The following is a 17,036-nucleotide window of genomic DNA, read 5'->3' as shown; positions in this document are numbered from 1 at the left end:
ATTGATTTAATCCCGGACACAGGCCTTCCAGAGTGCCTCCTCGGGTTGCGGGGCAACCACTTCAATTGAGGTTTTACTAACCGGATGTACAAAGGAAAGCTTTCGGGAGTGCAGGTGAATCCCTCCATCAGCATTGGAACGCGCAAAACCGTATTTAAGGTCTCCTTTGATGGGAAGGCCAATGGCCGCCAGCTGCGACCGGATCTGATGATGCCTCCCGGTTTCCAATTGTATTTCCAGTAAATAGTAATTATCCAGTTGTTTCAACAAACGATAGTTGAGGATAGCTTTTTTTCGCGATTTGCCTTCTGTATCAAAGGCATAGGACTTATTTTGTTTAGGGTTTCGCTCCATGTAATGAACCAGGCGGTCTGCCTCCATGGGCGGTTTCTCCGAGACCAGCGCCCAGTAGGTTTTTTCTACCTCTTTGGTCGCAAACAAGCGGTTCATGCGGCTCAGGGCCTTTGAAGTTTTTGCGAATACTACTACTCCGCTGGTAGGCCGGTCAAGACGGTGTATCACTCCCAGATAGGCGTCTCCGGGTTTATTGTATTTTTCTTTGAGAAATTCCTTAACCACTTCGGATAAGGGTAGGTCTCCGGTCTTATCTCCCTGCACGATATCCCCAACCCTTTTGTTGACCGCGATGAGGTGGTTGTCTTCGTAAAGGACCTGCAGGTTATCCGGCCGACTGTGCTCAATTCTCGTTTTCAAATGCTGGAATTAATACTGCTCAGAAGTGCTTGGAAAATCCCTGGATTTGACGTCCGCTACATACTGCCCTATGGCTTTTCCCATATCTTCATACAGATTCATATACCGCCTGAGGAATCGGGGATTGAACTCATGTGTCATTCCCAGCAGGTCATGAATAACGAGCACCTGCCCGTCTGCATCCACTCCGGCGCCAATCCCGATAGTGGGGATGGTAAGCTTTTCAGAAACTTTTTGAGTAAGCGCAGCAGGTATTTTCTCCAGGACAAGGGCAAAACACCCCAGTCTTTGAAGCAACAAGGCATCCTCCAGGAGTTTTTCAGCTTCCTCCTCCTCCCGGGCACGGACCGTATAGGTTCCGAATTTATAGATGCTTTGCGGGGTTAAGCCGAGGTGGCCCATTACGGGAATTCCCGCATTCAAAATCCGTTTGACGGATTCTTTTATTTCCACTCCTCCTTCCATTTTCACGGCATGTGCCCCGCTTTCTTTCATAATACGGATAGCTGAACGCAGTGCTTCCTTAGGGTCGCTCTGATAACTTCCGAAGGGGAGGTCTACTACTACCAGGGCCCGGTTTACCGCGCGAATTACAGAGGAAGCATGGTAGATCATCTGATCCAGGGTGATGGGCAGGGTGGTTTCGTGCCCGGCCATGGTATTGCTGGCAGAATCCCCAACCAGGATAACGTCTATCATGGCGGCATCCACAATTTTGGCCATGGAATAATCGTAGGCAGTGAGCATGGATATTTTCTCGCCCTGTTGCTTCATTTCGATCAGGGATTTAACCGTGACGCGTTTGTATTCTTTCTTTGCGGTAGACATTGAGCCGATGTTTTTATGCTCCCAAATGTAAGCATTTTTCACAGCCCTTTTTTTTGAGGGGATGCAGATCCTTTAGCCTGAGCAGCTGCTGCTTTTTCAATTGGATAAAATTGAATTACATTTAGAAAGACCAAAAAGCACATTATGAAAAAATACTTTGCAGCCTGTAGCCTTATGGTTTTCTGCCTGCTCCCCGGGGAGATGCAGGCCCAGTCCGGAGCGGATTACGAAGCAGTAAAGGCAGTTATAGACCATTTTTTTGAAGGTTTTCACAAAAGGGACACCGCCATAATGCGATCAGTACTCGCTGAGAAGGTGTTTTTGCAGACCATCGGGAAAACCCCGGATGGAGCTACTCAGCTCAGGACTGAAAATATGGACGCATTTCTTCAGTCCATAGGTTCAATCCCGGATTCCGTGCAGATCGAGGAAAAATTACTCGATTATACCATTCATTCAGATGGTATGATGGCCAATGCCTGGACCCCTTATGAATTCTATCTTAGGGGCGCCTTCAGCCATTGCGGGGTAAATTCATTTCAATTATATCACGACGGGAATTCCTGGAAAATCATCTACCTAGTAGATACCCGAAAAAGAAAAGGATGTGACTCAAACTAAATAGCCAGTCGGCATTAACAATCACTGAGGTTTACGCCAACTGCCAGGCCCCCCTCTGAGGTTTCCTTATACTTGGAGTTCATGTCTTTGGCCGTTTCCCACATGGTTTGTACTACCTTGTCAAAAGGCACCTTGGCACTTCCCGCATCCGAATCCATAGCAAGCTCGGCGGCGTTAATGGCTTTAATGGCACCCATAGAATTTCTTTCAATACAAGGCACCTGTACCAGCCCACCAATAGGATCACAGGTAAGCCCCAAATGATGCTCCATCGCTATTTCGGCTGCCATGAGCACCTGTTCCGGACTACCCCCCATCAATTCAGTCAGGGCACCTGCGGCCATGGCAGAAGACACGCCTATTTCTGCCTGGCATCCTCCCATAGCGGCAGATATCGTAGCTCCTTTCTTAAAAAGGCTTCCGATTTCAGAGGCCACCAACAAAAACCTGCGGATTTCATCAAAACGGGCCTCGTGGTTCTCAATGACCAGGTAATACATGAGCACTGCCGGGATAACTCCTGCGCTGCCATTGGTGGGTGCTGTAACGATACGACCCAGGGAAGCGTTAACCTCGTTTACACTCAGGGCAAAACAACTCACCCATTTCAGGATTTGCCGGAATTTCACCTCTGTTTGACGAATGGATTTCAGCCAGTCTTCCTGTCCGGTGTAGGGGAGTTCTCCTTTGAGGTTTTCGTACATATCCGGAGCCCTCCTTTTCACCTGCAGGCCTCCGGGCAGGGTTCCGCGCGTATGGCAACCTATATAGATACTTTCCAGCATGGTATCCCAAATTCGTTGTATCCCGGCATCGATCTCTTCAGAGCTTCTGAGGGACAACTCGTTTTCCAGAACGATCCTGGAGATGGGTTTGCCTTCCTGCTGGCAGTAGTACAGCAATTCTTTCCCGCTGTGGGCCGGGTAGGGAAAAGCGTTAAACGCCATGGTTTTCTTTTTGGAATTGACCCTTTCCTTCTGTACTACAAAACCTCCTCCGATGGAATAATAGGTTTCACTGAGGTCTTTGCCATCTGTAAATTGCACTTCAAAAGTAAGCCCGTTGGCATGGAAGGAAAGGAACTTCCTTCGGAAAAGTAAGTCTTCCGCGGGATCAAAGGGGATGTTTACACGGGACCCCAACAGTAATTTTTTCTGTTCCTGAATCTTACGGATCGTACGCGGAACGTTTTCTACGGGGATGGTTTCGGGGTCTGCCCCGCTCAGCCCCATCAATATGGCCAGATCGGTGGCGTGTCCTTTTCCCGTGAGGGAGAGGGAACCGTATACCTTCACTTTTAGTTGCTTTACGGATTCCAGCCTCCCGCTGCGCTCCAGGAGTGCCACAAACTTTTCGGCTGCCCGCCAGGGGCCCAGGGTGTGGGAGCTGGAAGGACCCACTCCAATTTTAAGCATGTCGAAGACACTGATACATTCCATAGTTCGCAAACGTGAATTTAATTAAGGCTAAGGTACAATTCCAGCGAAGGATTCCCACTATCAAATTTAATATATACAGGCAGAAATCCATTCCTTTTCCTTCGCCGCCAAACATTTTCAATTAAAAATTAATGACACTATGTCAGGTTTCCTGCAATGGCATATTGTTTGACATTAGCTAAGCGATTGAAAACGTACACTAATAATAATTCAAACATAATGAGCAAAATAATTGGAATAGACTTAGGGACCACGAACTCCTGCGTTTCCGTTATGGAAGGGAACGAGCCAGTGGTTATTCCTAATGCCGAAGGGAAACGAACTACTCCTTCCGTTATCGCCTTTGTTGAAGGGGGCGAAATCAAGGTGGGGGACCCTGCCAAGCGACAGGCGGTTACCAACCCGAATAAGACCATTTACTCCATTAAGCGATTTATGGGGAACAAGTATTCCGAATCCAAAGCTGAGGCGGAACGCGTTCCTTATAAGGTTGTAAAGGGAGATAACGATACCCCGAGGGTAGATATAGACGGGCGTTTGTACACACCTCAGGAATTATCGGCTATGATCCTTCAGAAAATGAAGAAAACGGCTGAGGATTACCTGGGACAATCTGTGAGCAGTGCTGTAATTACAGTTCCTGCATACTTCAATGACTCCCAGCGTCAGGCTACCAAGGAAGCAGGTGAGATTGCCGGCCTGAAGGTAGAGCGTATCATCAATGAACCAACTGCTGCCTCTCTGGCATACGGTTTGGATAAGAAAAGCACCGATCAGAAAATCGTGGTTTTTGACTTTGGTGGTGGTACCCATGACGTCTCTATTCTCGAATTAGGAGACGGGGTATTTGAAGTACTTGCAACTGATGGAGATACACACCTTGGAGGAGATGATGTAGACCAGAAAATCATTGACTGGCTGGCAGCAGAATTTAACAAGGATGAGGGTATAGATCTGAGGAAAGATGCCATGGCGCTGCAACGCCTGCGGGAAGCTGCTGAAAAAGCCAAAATTGAGCTTTCATCATCTTCCACCACGGAGATCAACTTGCCCTATGTTACCGCCACAGCTTCAGGACCCAAGCACCTGGTGCGAAGCCTGTCTCGATCCAAATTCGAACAACTGATTGAGGATTTGGTTAAGCGTACCATTGAGCCTTGTTCTGCAGCGCTCAAGGCGGCCGGGCTTTCAAAAAGTGATATAGACGAAATCATACTGGTAGGTGGTTCTACCCGGATTCCTGCTGTACAGGAAGCCGTGGAGAAATTCTTTGGTAAAAAGCCTTCAAAAGGAGTAAACCCGGATGAAGTGGTAGCTATTGGTGCAGCCATTCAGGGCGGGGTACTTACCGGAGATGTTAAAGATGTTCTCTTACTGGACGTAACCCCCTTGTCCCTCGGTATAGAAACCATGGGAGGAGTGATGACCAAGTTGATAGATGCCAACACTACTATCCCTACCAAGAAATCACAGATATTTTCAACGGCTGCGGACAACCAGCCATCTGTTGAAATCCATGTGCTTCAGGGAGAAAGGCCAATGGCGGCAGACAACAAGACCATTGGAAGGTTCCACCTGGATGGAATTCCACCTGCCCCAAGGGGAACGCCTCAGATAGAGGTAACCTTTGATATAGATGCAAACGGTATCATTAAAGTATCTGCAACGGATAAAGCCACTGGAAAATCCCAGGATATTCGTATAGAAGCTTCTTCAGGGCTTACTGAAGAAGAAATCAAACGGATGAAAGCAGAGGCGGAAGCAAATGCAGAGGCAGACAAGATGGCCAAAGAACAGGCTGACAAGCTCAATGAAGCAGACAGTATGATCTTTCAGACTGAGAAGCAACTCAGTGAATTCGGAGATAAATTGTCCGAAGACAAGAAGAAGCCTATTGAAGATGCCCTTGAAGAACTAAAAAAGGCCTATGAAGGAAAAGACCTTGCTGTAATACAGCCGGCCCTTGATAAGATCAATGAAGCCTGGAAAGTGGCTTCAGAAGAGATGTACAAGGCACAGGCAGATGCGCAGCAGGCCGGACCCCAGAATGGCCAGGACACTGCCTCTTCAGGAGAGCCCAAAGAAGGCGACAATGTTGAAGATGTAGACTTCGAGGAAGTGAAATAAGAAAACCGTTACGATTCGGTTGAGCAAAAAGGGGTGGATTTAATCCACCCCTTTTTATTTTGGTACAGCTTTTGTTTCCGACCTAAGGGCAGATCGTTTAATTTTACAATATGAAACATAAGTTCGGGTTCCTTTTTTTGGTTTGCTTGCTTTCTTATTGCCCTTTAGAGGCGCAATTGCCAGAATCTTTTACACTTTCGGATTTTGAACTCAGGGGGCCTGTAAAAAAATGTGTGGTGCAAACCGCTTATGGGGAGGAAACTTTTGAATTCGATAAGAAAGGTCGTTTACAAAAATCGCTGACCCGCTACAATGAGGGGGATTACGATATAACCTACTATCGCTTTCAGGACGGATTGTTAAAAGAGCGCCGCGATGAGGTATATCGCAATGGCGAATTTGAAGACCAGACTTCCATAGCCCATATTTACGAGCGGGATACCTCTGAAAATAAAAGGCTGACGGAAAAAATCATTTCGTATGATCAGGCATTTCAGGAACGTGTCGATTATTTTTTCAGCACGGCCGACAGACTGCAACGAATCGTTCGCAGCCGGGAGGAAGGTACTGATGAGACCACTCTTACCTATGAAATTTATAAAGACGAGGAGACCACCAGTTATATACAGAACGGGCAGTTGCAAAAATCAATAAGGGTATCGGTCAAACCCAAAAACGGCAAAAGTGAGAAAATAGAATTGCAAAAGGAATACGATGCCGGACACCCGGTAAAGGCCCAGGAAAGCCGCCTGGACTCCAGAGGACGCCTGCTCAGTCGGGTATATTTTGAATTCGATTCCCTTAAAAACACCTTCAGACCCCTTAAAACCCTTTCTATTAGCTACAATGCCGAAGGCTTTACCGAAACCGAAACAACTACCTACGCTTCAGAGGAAGTGTCCAAAAGCGAGAAGCGGGAAGCAGAAGTTCGGAAATTTATTTACCAGATGGACGGGCAGGAACCTGCCAACTGGATCCGGAAGATTATCCAGCCCGAAAATAGCGTGGAAAGGCGTAAAATTGAATATTTCAAGAAAGAGGTCCCCGAACCTGAACCGCCAAAGAATTGAGAAAAGGCAGCTTTACGGCATTATCAGGAGATCAGTTCGGCCAATACTTCCTTCCTGATTTCATGGCCCCCGCCAAAGGTTTTAATCTGGAGGCGCTCTCCAAATAAAAGACGCAATCGCTTTCTTAGTTTTTCTGTGTCCAGGCCTGCTATATACGGATCATTTTCACCATAAACATATTGTATTTTTACCCCTTCAGGCAGGTAAATGAAAGCATCCGGGTTTAATTCCTCAGGAACCCTGCCGGCCCACAGTATCAACTGGCTGCAGCTTATTTTCCGTGATACCATCCACCGGCTTAAAACCGAGACCCCCTGTGAATACCCCATTAAAATGAGTTCAGGGGTTTGCGCAAGCCCCTCCTGCTCCCAGAGCTGGTCCAGGTAATGGAGCAGGTTTTGCATTTGCTCATGCGTCTGTTCCCGCGTAAGCCAGCACGCCCCAACGTGTTTATAGGAATCATTCAGGTAATACAGGGAAGGGGCCTGAGGGGCCAGAATAAAGTTTTCGGCCGGGGGGAGGTCCCTGAAATATTTTAAAAAGTATCTCGAGAGATATCCGATTCCATGAAAAACCACCCAGGTGCGCAGCGTCTGGTCCGTACGCTCATTGAGGACTGAATAACTATTTGTTGTTTTATAAGTCAGTTGTTTTTCCATAGGATAGGGCGGTTAGGTCTCAGCAGCAGAAACACTATTGTTTGATTACCTTTGCAAAAATCTTAAATGCATGGAGCAATACAAAGAAAAAATACTGGAGGTTTGCAACAAGGCCTGCGAAAATACCCTGATGCAAACCCTGGACATAGAGTTCACGGATGTAGGTGAAAATTTCCTCACTGCGCGTATGCCGGTCACTCCTAAAGTACACCAGCCCGATGGCGTGCTTCATGGCGGGGCTACGGTCGCCCTGGCAGAAAGCGTGGCCAGCGCAGCCTCTTATATTTTTCTCGATGGCCAGAAATTCTTTGTACGCGGAATTGAAATAGCTGCTAATCACATAAAAAGTATTAGTGAAGGATATGTTATTGCAAAGGCTGTAATCATTCATAAGGGCCGTACTACACAACTCTGGGAAATACGCGTGACCAATGCAGAGGATCAACTCATTTCACTATGTAAACTAACTACCATTGCCCTCCCCAAAGCCTAAAAAATACCCTGAGCTGCGAAAGTTGGTTGCTGCTCAGTTAACAGCGGAATTGCCTTTAGTACTCTATCGGAAACCCGGAGAAAATACAGTGCATGCCCTGATGCAGGACAGCCCGGAATTACTGGATTTCCCGGAGAACCGCTCGGGAGGGTTTGTATTTGTACCCTTCCCTGCTTCTGACAGCCCGGCCGTATTTACCCGTGCAGACCGTTATTACGTATCGAATGCCCCCGACAATTCTATCCCCGTTGACTTATCGGAAGCAGAACCTCAGAACGGCGGACGGCAAAGGCATCTGCAGATGCTCCAAACAGCTCTGCTAAGCCTTCGCACAGGGAGCCTGGAGAAAGTAGTACTCGGCAGAGCGCTTTCGGTACCCATGCAGGCAGATCTGACAGACAGCTATGAAACGCTGCTGGCAAAATATTCACAGGCCTTTTGTTACCTGTGGTATCACCCCCTGGCAGGTACCTGGATGGGGGCAAGCCCGGAGTTGCTGCTCGCATATGCGGATGGAGAGATCAAAACCTCTGCTCTTGCGGGTACATGCGCTGCAGAAGGTGGTGCTGAGCCGGTTTGGACTGCCAAAGAGAAGCGAGAACAACAAATCGTTACGGATTATATCACAAACCGTATCCGCCACATAGGGGGAACCCCTGTTGTCGGGAAAACCACTGATTTCCGGGCTGGAAACTTATGGCACCTTTATACACCCATTAAGGCGGAATTATCTGAGGCATATGCTTTTGAATTGCTATCTGCACTTCACCCGACCCCTGCCGTTTGCGGAATCCCAAAAGGGGAGGCCCTGAGATTTATTACCAAACACGAAGGGTTTGACAGGCAATATTACACCGGGTATTTAGGCGATATAGGCCTGGAAAAAAGCGATGCTTTTCAATGTTATGTGAACCTGAGGTGTATGCAGATCCGCGATGGGAAGGCACAAATATATGTGGGGGGCGGAATAACCTCAGAATCCCGTCCTGAAGATGAGTATGAAGAGACCCGGGCAAAGAGCCGGACCATGCTTACAATCCTAAAGAATTAAGGATGAAAATTGGGGTAAGCCACAGCTGCTTTGTACCTTTGCAGCGCTTATGAAATACTCCAGTATACCGCTAGCCCAGACAGTGGTTTTGATGTGCAAATCCGCTGGGATAAACAAAATTATAATCTCCCCTGGTTCACGTAATGCCCCGCTTATAAAGGGTTTTACATCTGATCCTTTTTTTGAATGCCTGAGCATTGTAGACGAGCGAAGTGCTGCCTTTTTCGCACTCGGAATGAGCCAGCAGTCTGGCGTTCCGGCTGCGCTGGTATGTACCTCAGGCAGTGCACTGCTCAATTATTACCCCGCCATTGCTGAGGCGTATTACAGCCGGATTCCATTGGTGGTGCTATCCGCAGATCGCCCTCCCTATAAAATTGACATCGGTGACGGGCAAACCATACGGCAGGCCGGCGTTTTTGCGAACCATATAGGCTTTCAGGACAGTTTGCTTCAGGATCTCACTCACGCCACAGCCAAAATACAATGGGGAAACAGCAACCCTCCCTCAGGCCAGGCCGAGCTGGAAAAACAGCAACAACAGCTGCAAGGGAAAAATGAAAAAAGCATTCAAAAGGCCTTGCATACGGCTTTTGCTGATCGCCTGCCGGTACATTTGAATCTGCCCTTTGAAGAACCGCTTTACGATTGTGCCGATACGCCTTCAGTAAACCCCGAATATCAGCCCTTTCGAAAAGAAGATTCTCAAATTCCGCAGCTGGATGAGCTGGCCCGGGCCTGGAATAAGGCATCCCGGAAAATGATACTGATAGGGGATAGCAGCCCGGGCTTGCTTAGCGAGTCCCAGTTGCAGGCCCTTGCGGCAGACCCCTCTGTCCTGGTTTTTACCGAAACCACCTCCAATCTGCAACATCCGGACTTCTTTCCAAGTATTGACAGCATTATGGGCCCATTGGAACTTCGCAAGGATAAGGAGGAGCAATTCAAAAAATTGCAACCCGAGCTATTGTTGACCATGGGGGGGATGATTGTCTCAAAGAAAATCAAACAATTCCTGCGCCGTTACGCCCCTTCTGAGCACTGGCATTTGAGCCCGCTTACCGCTCCTGATACCTTTTACTGCCTCAAAAGGAAACTGGCGTACAGCCCAGGCCTTTTTATGAAAGCTTTCCTGCCCGAAACCAAGGCAGTGGTCAGCGATTACCGCCCCTATTGGGAGGGGTTTCGTTCTGCTTACAGGGAAAAGCGCAAGCAATACCTGGACAAAATCCCGTTTACGGACATGAAAGCCTTTGAACTAATTAGCCGGCAGATACCTGCAAACTGGCAGATACAGCTGGCAAACAGTTCTACCGTACGCTATGCCCAGCTGTTTGATTCCGACCCCTCGAATCCGGTCTATTGCAATCGCGGCACCAGTGGGATAGAGGGCAGTACTTCCACAGCGGTGGGTGCTGCCCTGAAAAACGAATTCCCAACCGTATTGATCAGTGGTGATCTCAGTTTCCGCTATGACGCCAATGGATTATGGAACCAGTATCTCAGGGAAGATTTCAGAATCCTGGTTTTGAACAATGAAGGGGGTGGGATTTTCCGGATTCTGCCCGGGAAAGAAGATTCTGAGGATTTTGAAACTTTTTTTGAAACAGTTCAGGAAAGCCCGTTGCAGCCCCTTTGCGAAATGCACGGCCTGCACTATGAAATGGCAGATTCTGCCGAGAGCCTTGAAAAAGCCCTGAAATCATTTTTTAAACCGAAAGGCAGGCCCGCCTTACTCGAAATCAGGACCCCCCGCAAGCTCAATGATAAAGTATTGCTCGGCTACTTTGATTACTTGTCTTAACTTTGGGGAGCTATCGATAACAAGCCATAATGAATAAGCGAGAACTACTGATTGAACAATACGCTGAGCATATCCGCTCCAAATTCGGACAGGAGCCGGACCTGCCCTTTCTGAAAAAAGTTACCATTGGCCTGGGGCCATCCATTTACAAGAATGACGCATCCAAGGTTTCTGGTTCTGATCAGACGGAGTTGGAACGGGTTAAGCAGAATTTTCTGATTGCAAAACTCGGTTTGGAAGACAGTCCGGAATTGATGCAGGCTATAAATGAAGTAATGGAGCAGTACGGGGCTTCGGTACGTAATAAGCACAGGGCAGTCATTTATTACATGCTGGCCCGCAGATTTAATAAAGAAGCAGTATATCAATAAAAACCGGGAATCACCCCGGTAGCCTGAAGGCGAGATACTTTCTGAGATATGATTGAACTTGGGAACTACAATACCCTGACCATTTTAAGAAGCACCAGTGTGGGCTTATTCCTGGGGGATGAGGAAGTAGATGATCTTTTGCTGCCAAACAAGTACATTCCCGATACCTTCAATATAGGTGACAGCATAGAGGTTTTTTGCTACCTGGATCACGAGGAGAGACCAGTGGCCACAACCCTGCGGCCCTTTATTACCCGGAATACTGCTGCTTTTCTTGAGGTAGCGGATGTAAATGAATTCGGAGCCTTTCTGGACTGGGGCCTGGAAAAGCATCTTTTTGTCCCCTTTCGCGAACAGGTGGAACCCATGGTAAAGGGAAAACGCTATGTGGTGTATTGTTACATGGACCCGAAATCTTTTCGGCTGACCGCCTCTTCCCGCCTGGATCGCTTTCTTAAGGCTTCGGGAGAAGGATTGGAAATGGGGGAAAAAGTTGCATTGCTGGTATATCGGGAAACGGAACTGGGTTTCGAGGTAGTCATCAATAACAAACAATTGGGGCTGGTATTTAAGAACCAGGTTTTCCAACCCCTGAAGGTAGGGGACAGCCTTCCGGGATACATAAAACATATCCGTCCGGACGGGAAAATTGATGTGGTATTGCGGCCACAGGGATACAGAAGTCTGGAACCTGCAGCCAATACGATTTACGAGGCCCTGCAGGAGGCAGGAGGGACACTCCCCTTGCATGACAAGGCCAGCCCTGAGGCAATAAAGTCACATCTGGGCATGAGTAAGAAGATGTTTAAAAAAGGAGTAGGAGCACTATACCGGGAGCGCAAGATTGAATTGGGAGATAATTTTATAAGACTGCTCTAATCACTTAACAAGGGCTTTTTAGACTTCACTTGCGTACCTTTAAATTGGAGCTATATCCACTTAGAATTAGTTTGTTGGATATGAGCAATTTAATTACATTTACCCCATATGGAACTAAAATAAGCTGCACATGCCTTTTATAGAAGAAAGCGATTTACTGGAACTGCACAAGGATATCGACAAGGCTCAGATCATCAATGAGCGCTTGTTGGATCAGATCAAATTCAAGAACAAGGAACTGCGCAGGTCCAAGATTCAGCGGAATATCTTTGCAGGGGTAACCGTATTGTTTCTGATTGGCACCCTGGCAATAACCTCTTTCTCAGCAGGGCTGGCTTCAAGTAAACAGAAGAATGAGGATATGGCACTGGTTTCCATAGACAGTCTGGATGCCTTCAAGGATCGCTTGCGCAATCTGCAGCAGCAAAATCAGGAACTCAGCCTGGTAAAGGAATTCTACCTGGCTAAAAGCTTTCTTGAAAAAGAGAAAATTTATTCGGTTCAGATCAAGGCATTTGTCGAGAACAATATCAATCTGGCACCGGAAACACTTACCAATACCATGTTCGTAAAGACAAATCCCTTTTACGCCTATTCGCTGGGGAATTTTGAAACGTTGGAAGCAGCCCAGAATTTCCGCAAAGAATTAGTATCCATGGGCTTTAAGGATGCCTTTGTCGCTTCCTATCAGGATGGTAAACGCATTCAAATCGAACAACCACAGTAAGCTTGCATACACTTAGGACGTGGCTCAGGGCAGCCCGATTAAGGACCTTACCGCTTTCGGTGGCCGGCGTGCTGGCAGGTACCGGAATTGCCAATGGTTATGGGTATTCTGACATCCTATTATTTGTACTAACCCTTCTTACCACCCTTGCTTACCAGGTTATTTCAAATTTTGCCAATGACTACGGGGACGGAGTAAAAGGCACCGATAATGACTTGCGGATCGGCCCGAAGCGTGTCCTTCAAAGCGGGGCCCTGAGCCGCTCACAACTTAAAAGAGGAATTGTGATCATGGCGGGCATCAGCGGGGTACTCACCCTGCTCACACTCCTAAGGGCCTTTGAGGGAGAGCTGTTTTCGTATTTCCTTCTTTTTGCCGGCCTGGGCGCTCTGGCCATATGGGCTGCCGTTAACTATACAGTTGGTGATAACGCCTACGGGTACCGGGGACTTGGAGATCTTTTTGTATTCCTTTTTTTTGGATTACTCAGTGTTCTGGGAACCCTTTTCCTCTATACCAAGACCTTTAACTGGGAAGCTGTTTTACCGGCAATTGCCGTGGGAACTCTGAGTACGGCCGTACTCAATCTGAATAATCTGAGGGACATAGAAAATGACCGGAATTCCGGAAAACGGACTTTGGTGGTGCAGTGGGGATTTCAAAAAGGCCTGGTTTACCATTTTGCGCTTTGCCTCCTGGCGTTCAGCGCAATGGTGATATTTATTTTCCTGCAGGATAAGCCTTTAATCTATAGTTTATGCCTGCTTCCATTCCTGATCATAGGAAGGCACCTGATTCAGATATACAGAATACAAAATCCGAATAAACTGGACCCGGAATTAAAAAAAGTTGCGCTGAGTACCTTCGCGATGGCCTTAATCATATATCTTGTGAATAATTATTTTTTGTAAATTTGATCAGGAATAACCTTAACTAAACCCTATTTACCTTGGAACGACCGATAAAGATTCTCATTGTTGAAGACAATGTGATTATTGCTGATGACATGCAATCCATGCTGGAGGAGATAGGCTATGAGATTGTAGACAATGTAATCGTTTACGAACAGGCCGAAGAAGTCCTGAAAACCAAAGAGGTGGACCTTGTGCTGATAGATATCATCCTGGCCTCTGATAAAACCGGAATTGACCTTGGGAAACATATCCGGGATAATTACGATATCCCCTTTATTTTTGTCACCTCCAACTCAGACCGGGCTACCGTTGAAAACGCCAAAACCGTACAACCTAACGGCTATCTCGTAAAGCCATTTGAACAACAGGACCTGTACACCTCCATAGAAATTGCCTTATCCAATTTCATTTATGGGACAAAAAACCAGAGCAGTACTGAAGATAATGCTGAAGTAGCAGACGGAATGAGTTCCAACTCCGTCCTTAAGGATTCCATCTTTGTTAAAAAGCAACACCTTTATTACCGGATACAGTTCGAAGACATCCAGTTTATCAAGGCAGACAATGTGTATTTGGAAGTGAACACAGCAGACAAGAAATTTCTGGTACGCTCGCCTCTAAAGGACTACCTTGAGAAACTTCCGAGAAACAAATTCTATAGGGCCCATAAATCCTATATTGTAAACGTAGACCATATTGAGGCCATCAATTCAAAGGATATCCTCATTAACAAAAACCTGATCCCGATTTCGAAGGACTTTAAGGAATTCATCATTTCCGCAATGAATTCATAGGGTTCTTCACTCCCTGTTTTACGGTCAAATTATCCAATCCTTGCATTTCACAACACTATTGGCAGGGTTCACAACATTTAGTTGGTGCCCTGGCTATGCTCGCCCTATATTTGAAGTGTTCTTAAAAGAATTAATTTTTTCATTTTCATATAGTGTTCTCGTAAAAGAGTCTTATCCTTCAGGGTAGGGCTCTTTTTAATTTTAAAAATGTCAACTGTCCTTTCCAGTCCTTCATTCAGGGCGAAATAACAGAATCAGGGATGTTCACAACAACTTTGGGGCACTACACAACAATTTGCGCCGGACCTTGGCGTTTCCGATTATTTTTGGCTCAACAAGAAGTCAGATCCCAAATCTTACTTTGTTAATAGAAAGGCTATGTGGTTTTCACATGGCCTTTTTTGTTGGTACGGGATTTCCAAAAACACCCGTGGATACACTACTTGCAAACCTTACAACACTATGGCCCGGATTTACAACAAATAATAGTGAAACGCGTTAGAAATAGGTAAGTTTGAAAATTAAAAGAAACGGGCATCAACTATCCGGAAGATTGAACTTAGGGCAACAATCCATGAAAATCAGGATCATTTACTTCTTACTGGCCATGCTTTGCTGCGGCACTACTATTGTATGGGCACAGGATGACTCATTCCAGGTGGAAGACCCGCTTCGGGCTTTCGAAGAACAGCCCTCTGCTTTGGAGAAATTCAAATTCTTTTTTGAAACCTCAAATCGATATGAAGAAAATTCGGCTTACGACTGGATGGACCGGGTTAATGCCGATCTGAGTGAAGCTACCCGCAACAAAGACACCGCAGCCATCAAGGCATTTGAAATGATGCGGGCACAGCTTTATTACGATTTGGGAAGTTTTCAGCAAAGTGTTTCCATCGCCAACGAGCTTTACACCAAAACTACGGATGAAGAATCCGATATGCTGTTGCTGCTTCTGGACTTAATGGATCAGAATTACGGACAGTTGCAACTCTACGATAAACAGGTCGAGATTCGAAAGAAAAAGAAGGAACTCGGACTAACTGACCAGGTTTACTTTTACGATATATATGCCAACCTGGGTCTGTATCGCAAGGCCATGGAGGACTATATCTATGACAAGAAAAAGACCATAGACAACACCAACCTTTACGAGCAGGCTGCCTACCATAATGAAGTTGGAAAATTCCTGTTGATGGACAAATCTGCGGCTTCGGCACTCTCTTATTTTAAGCAGGCACAGGGTTATATCGTGGTGTACAATAACGACATGACCACCGTAAAGACCGAATCCGAAATAAGCCAGGCCAAACTGCTGAATGGCTTTATTGAAGGGAATATCGGAAAGGCCCATGTATTGCTTACCCAATACGAAGAGGCATTACCCTTCCTGGAAAACGGTATTGGAATATTAAACGAGCAGCATAAGGTAATTTACCGTGCCGAGATCTTTGAAAACACACTCTATCTGGCCCTCGCACATATGGAACTGGGAAATCTGCGAAAAGCCAAGGAATACCTGGATCGTCCCTGGGACATTTCCAAACCCAAGCTGGTACTGGAGCGCAACGGTTTGTTGGCTGCGTATTACGACGCCATGGGGGATTACCGTAACCAGTCCCTTTACCTGAAACGAAATGTCCGCCTGCAGGATTCCATCAATGACAAGGAGTCTACAATCCGCAGGCAGCAAATGCTCGCCATAGTAGCCAACGAAGAGCTGGATAACTCCAGGCAGATGATTGACGACCAGCGCAAGCAGCTGGAGGAGCGCAAGGCAGAATTAAAGGCTAAGGACATGCGGACCAACCTGGTTTTCATCTCGTTGGTATTTACGCTGCTTGGATTTGCCGGTCTGGTATACGCCTATCTCAAGAGTATCAAAAACCAGCGCCTGATTGCGGAACAAAAGCATATTATTGAAAATTCCCTTACGGAGAAAGACTCGCTGCTAAAAGAAATTCACCACCGGGTGAAAAACAACCTGCAGATGGTATCCAGCCTGCTCAGCCTTCAAACCAAGAATACCCGAAGCAAAGCCGCCATTGAGGCCCTGGAAGAGGGGAAGACCCGGGTTAAGGCGATGGCCCTTATCCACCAGAAACTCTATCAGAACGATGACCTTTCAGTGATTGAAATGCAGGGGTACATCGAAAGCCTGATCAACAGCGTACAATCCGTTTTTAAAAAGGGCGGGCACAACATCAACATCACTATAGATGCCGAAGGGGTGGAACTGGATATCGACCGGGCCATTCCTTTTGGACTGATCCTCAATGAACTGGTTTCCAACTCGTTTAAATACGCCTTCCCAGAAGACGATGCCAATGGAAAGATCTATATCCATATTCGCAAAAATGGCGATGGCGGGTTCTTTGAATACACAGACAATGGGATCGGGATGCCCGATGACGTCTCCGACCGGGAGAACGAATCCATGGGTATCCGCCTGATGAGGCGGCTTGTAAACCAACTGCAATCTACCCTGAATATAGACCGGAATGCTGACGGAGTTCGTTTTTGGTTTAATTTTAAATAACTTTGGGAA

The 17,036-nt window shown here is 46.7% G+C and carries 16 protein-coding genes; 12 read left to right on the top strand and 4 right to left on the bottom strand.

Annotated features, from left to right (window positions below):
- Positions 1-6: 6 nt before the first annotated feature.
- Complete coding sequence (locus ACT6NV_RS14650) at positions 7-714, bottom strand: RluA family pseudouridine synthase (protein WP_445385181.1); 708 nt, start codon at positions 712-714, stop codon at positions 7-9.
- 9 nt (positions 715-723) lie between these two features.
- On the bottom strand, positions 724-1,542 hold the full coding sequence (gene panB, locus ACT6NV_RS14645; protein WP_445385180.1) for a 3-methyl-2-oxobutanoate hydroxymethyltransferase: 819 nt from the start codon (positions 1,540-1,542) through the stop codon (positions 724-726).
- A 144-nt stretch (positions 1,543-1,686) separates the two neighbouring features.
- Here panB and ACT6NV_RS14640 point away from each other — a divergent pair, with 144 nt between their 5' ends.
- Positions 1,687-2,163 carry a nuclear transport factor 2 family protein gene (locus ACT6NV_RS14640; protein ID WP_445385179.1) on the top strand — a complete coding sequence of 159 codons (477 nt, stop codon included), beginning with the start codon at positions 1,687-1,689 and terminating at the stop codon, positions 2,161-2,163.
- 14 nt (positions 2,164-2,177) lie between these two features.
- Here the strand turns inward: ACT6NV_RS14640 and ACT6NV_RS14635 are convergent, their stop codons facing one another.
- Positions 2,178-3,602 carry an L-serine ammonia-lyase gene (locus tag ACT6NV_RS14635; RefSeq protein ID WP_445385178.1) on the bottom strand — a complete coding sequence of 475 codons (1,425 nt, stop codon included), beginning with the start codon at positions 3,600-3,602 and terminating at the stop codon, positions 2,178-2,180.
- A gap of 219 nt (positions 3,603-3,821) precedes the next feature.
- On the opposite strand from ACT6NV_RS14635, the gene dnaK reads away from it, so the two are divergent.
- The gene (gene dnaK, locus ACT6NV_RS14630; RefSeq protein ID WP_445385177.1) at positions 3,822-5,729 is read left to right on the top strand and encodes a molecular chaperone DnaK; all 1,908 of its coding nucleotides are present in this window, start codon (positions 3,822-3,824) and stop codon (positions 5,727-5,729) included.
- A gap of 110 nt (positions 5,730-5,839) precedes the next feature.
- Positions 5,840-6,799, top strand: coding sequence for a hypothetical protein (locus ACT6NV_RS14625; protein ID WP_445385176.1), 960 nt, complete (start codon positions 5,840-5,842; stop codon positions 6,797-6,799).
- 23 nt (positions 6,800-6,822) lie between these two features.
- Here ACT6NV_RS14625 and ACT6NV_RS14620 read toward each other — a convergent pair whose 3' ends face one another.
- Positions 6,823-7,458, bottom strand: a complete 636-nt coding sequence (locus ACT6NV_RS14620) for an alpha/beta hydrolase (protein WP_445385175.1) — start codon at positions 7,456-7,458, stop codon at positions 6,823-6,825.
- A gap of 70 nt (positions 7,459-7,528) precedes the next feature.
- Here ACT6NV_RS14620 and ACT6NV_RS14615 point away from each other — a divergent pair, with 70 nt between their 5' ends.
- The 9 genes from ACT6NV_RS14615 to ACT6NV_RS14575 all read left to right on the top strand — a co-directional run bounded on the left by ACT6NV_RS14615 (position 7,529) and on the right by ACT6NV_RS14575 (position 17,027).
- Positions 7,529-7,951, top strand: coding sequence for a PaaI family thioesterase (locus tag ACT6NV_RS14615; protein WP_445385174.1), 423 nt, complete (start codon positions 7,529-7,531; stop codon positions 7,949-7,951).
- The gene (locus ACT6NV_RS14610) at positions 7,932-9,002 is read left to right on the top strand and encodes a chorismate-binding protein (protein WP_445385173.1); all 1,071 of its coding nucleotides are present in this window, start codon (positions 7,932-7,934) and stop codon (positions 9,000-9,002) included. The genes ACT6NV_RS14615 and ACT6NV_RS14610 overlap by 20 nt, the downstream gene beginning before the upstream one ends.
- A gap of 49 nt (positions 9,003-9,051) precedes the next feature.
- A complete protein-coding gene (menD, locus tag ACT6NV_RS14605; RefSeq protein WP_445385172.1) occupies positions 9,052-10,806 on the top strand; it encodes a 2-succinyl-5-enolpyruvyl-6-hydroxy-3-cyclohexene-1-carboxylate synthase in 1,755 nt (584 codons plus the stop codon).
- A gap of 29 nt (positions 10,807-10,835) precedes the next feature.
- A complete protein-coding gene (locus ACT6NV_RS14600; RefSeq protein ID WP_445385171.1) occupies positions 10,836-11,177 on the top strand; it encodes a DUF2853 family protein in 342 nt (113 codons plus the stop codon).
- A gap of 48 nt (positions 11,178-11,225) precedes the next feature.
- The gene (locus tag ACT6NV_RS14595; RefSeq protein ID WP_445385170.1) at positions 11,226-12,056 is read left to right on the top strand and encodes a CvfB family protein; all 831 of its coding nucleotides are present in this window, start codon (positions 11,226-11,228) and stop codon (positions 12,054-12,056) included.
- 130 nt (positions 12,057-12,186) lie between these two features.
- Positions 12,187-12,783: an SPOR domain-containing protein gene (locus tag ACT6NV_RS14590; RefSeq protein WP_445385169.1), complete on the top strand. Its 597-nt coding sequence runs from the start codon at positions 12,187-12,189 to the stop codon at positions 12,781-12,783.
- 2 nt (positions 12,784-12,785) lie between these two features.
- The gene (gene menA / locus ACT6NV_RS14585; protein WP_445385168.1) at positions 12,786-13,694 is read left to right on the top strand and encodes a 1,4-dihydroxy-2-naphthoate octaprenyltransferase; all 909 of its coding nucleotides are present in this window, start codon (positions 12,786-12,788) and stop codon (positions 13,692-13,694) included.
- A gap of 38 nt (positions 13,695-13,732) precedes the next feature.
- Positions 13,733-14,491 carry a LytR/AlgR family response regulator transcription factor gene (locus tag ACT6NV_RS14580; RefSeq protein ID WP_445385167.1) on the top strand — a complete coding sequence of 253 codons (759 nt, stop codon included), beginning with the start codon at positions 13,733-13,735 and terminating at the stop codon, positions 14,489-14,491.
- 574 nt (positions 14,492-15,065) lie between these two features.
- Positions 15,066-17,027 (top strand): sensor histidine kinase, encoded by a 1,962-nt coding sequence (locus tag ACT6NV_RS14575; protein WP_445385166.1) that lies wholly within the window; start codon positions 15,066-15,068, stop codon positions 17,025-17,027.
- Positions 17,028-17,036 lie beyond the last annotated feature (9 nt).

The sequence above is a fragment of the Robiginitalea insularis genome (genome assembly GCF_052497835.1).
This window is presented reverse-complemented; position numbering and strand designations above follow the sequence as displayed.

What these genes read in the sequence shown, in the direction of transcription:
- panB (WP_445385180.1), bottom strand. Translation starts at nt 1,542, where the DNA reads ATGTCTACCGCAAAGAAAGAATACAAACGCGTCACGGTTAAATCCCTG.
- ACT6NV_RS14640 (WP_445385179.1), top strand. Translation starts at nt 1,687, where the DNA reads ATGAAAAAATACTTTGCAGCCTGTAGCCTTATGGTTTTCTGCCTGCTC.
- ACT6NV_RS14635 (WP_445385178.1), bottom strand. Translation starts at nt 3,602, where the DNA reads ATGGAATGTATCAGTGTCTTCGACATGCTTAAAATTGGAGTGGGTCCT.
- dnaK (WP_445385177.1), top strand. Translation starts at nt 3,822, where the DNA reads ATGAGCAAAATAATTGGAATAGACTTAGGGACCACGAACTCCTGCGTT.
- ACT6NV_RS14625 (WP_445385176.1), top strand. Translation starts at nt 5,840, where the DNA reads ATGAAACATAAGTTCGGGTTCCTTTTTTTGGTTTGCTTGCTTTCTTAT.
- ACT6NV_RS14620 (WP_445385175.1), bottom strand. Translation starts at nt 7,458, where the DNA reads ATGGAAAAACAACTGACTTATAAAACAACAAATAGTTATTCAGTCCTC.
- ACT6NV_RS14615 (WP_445385174.1), top strand. Translation starts at nt 7,529, where the DNA reads ATGGAGCAATACAAAGAAAAAATACTGGAGGTTTGCAACAAGGCCTGC.
- menD (WP_445385172.1), top strand. Translation starts at nt 9,052, where the DNA reads ATGAAATACTCCAGTATACCGCTAGCCCAGACAGTGGTTTTGATGTGC.
- ACT6NV_RS14600 (WP_445385171.1), top strand. Translation starts at nt 10,836, where the DNA reads ATGAATAAGCGAGAACTACTGATTGAACAATACGCTGAGCATATCCGC.
- ACT6NV_RS14595 (WP_445385170.1), top strand. Translation starts at nt 11,226, where the DNA reads ATGATTGAACTTGGGAACTACAATACCCTGACCATTTTAAGAAGCACC.
- ACT6NV_RS14590 (WP_445385169.1), top strand. Translation starts at nt 12,187, where the DNA reads ATGCCTTTTATAGAAGAAAGCGATTTACTGGAACTGCACAAGGATATC.
- ACT6NV_RS14575 (WP_445385166.1), top strand. Translation starts at nt 15,066, where the DNA reads ATGAAAATCAGGATCATTTACTTCTTACTGGCCATGCTTTGCTGCGGC.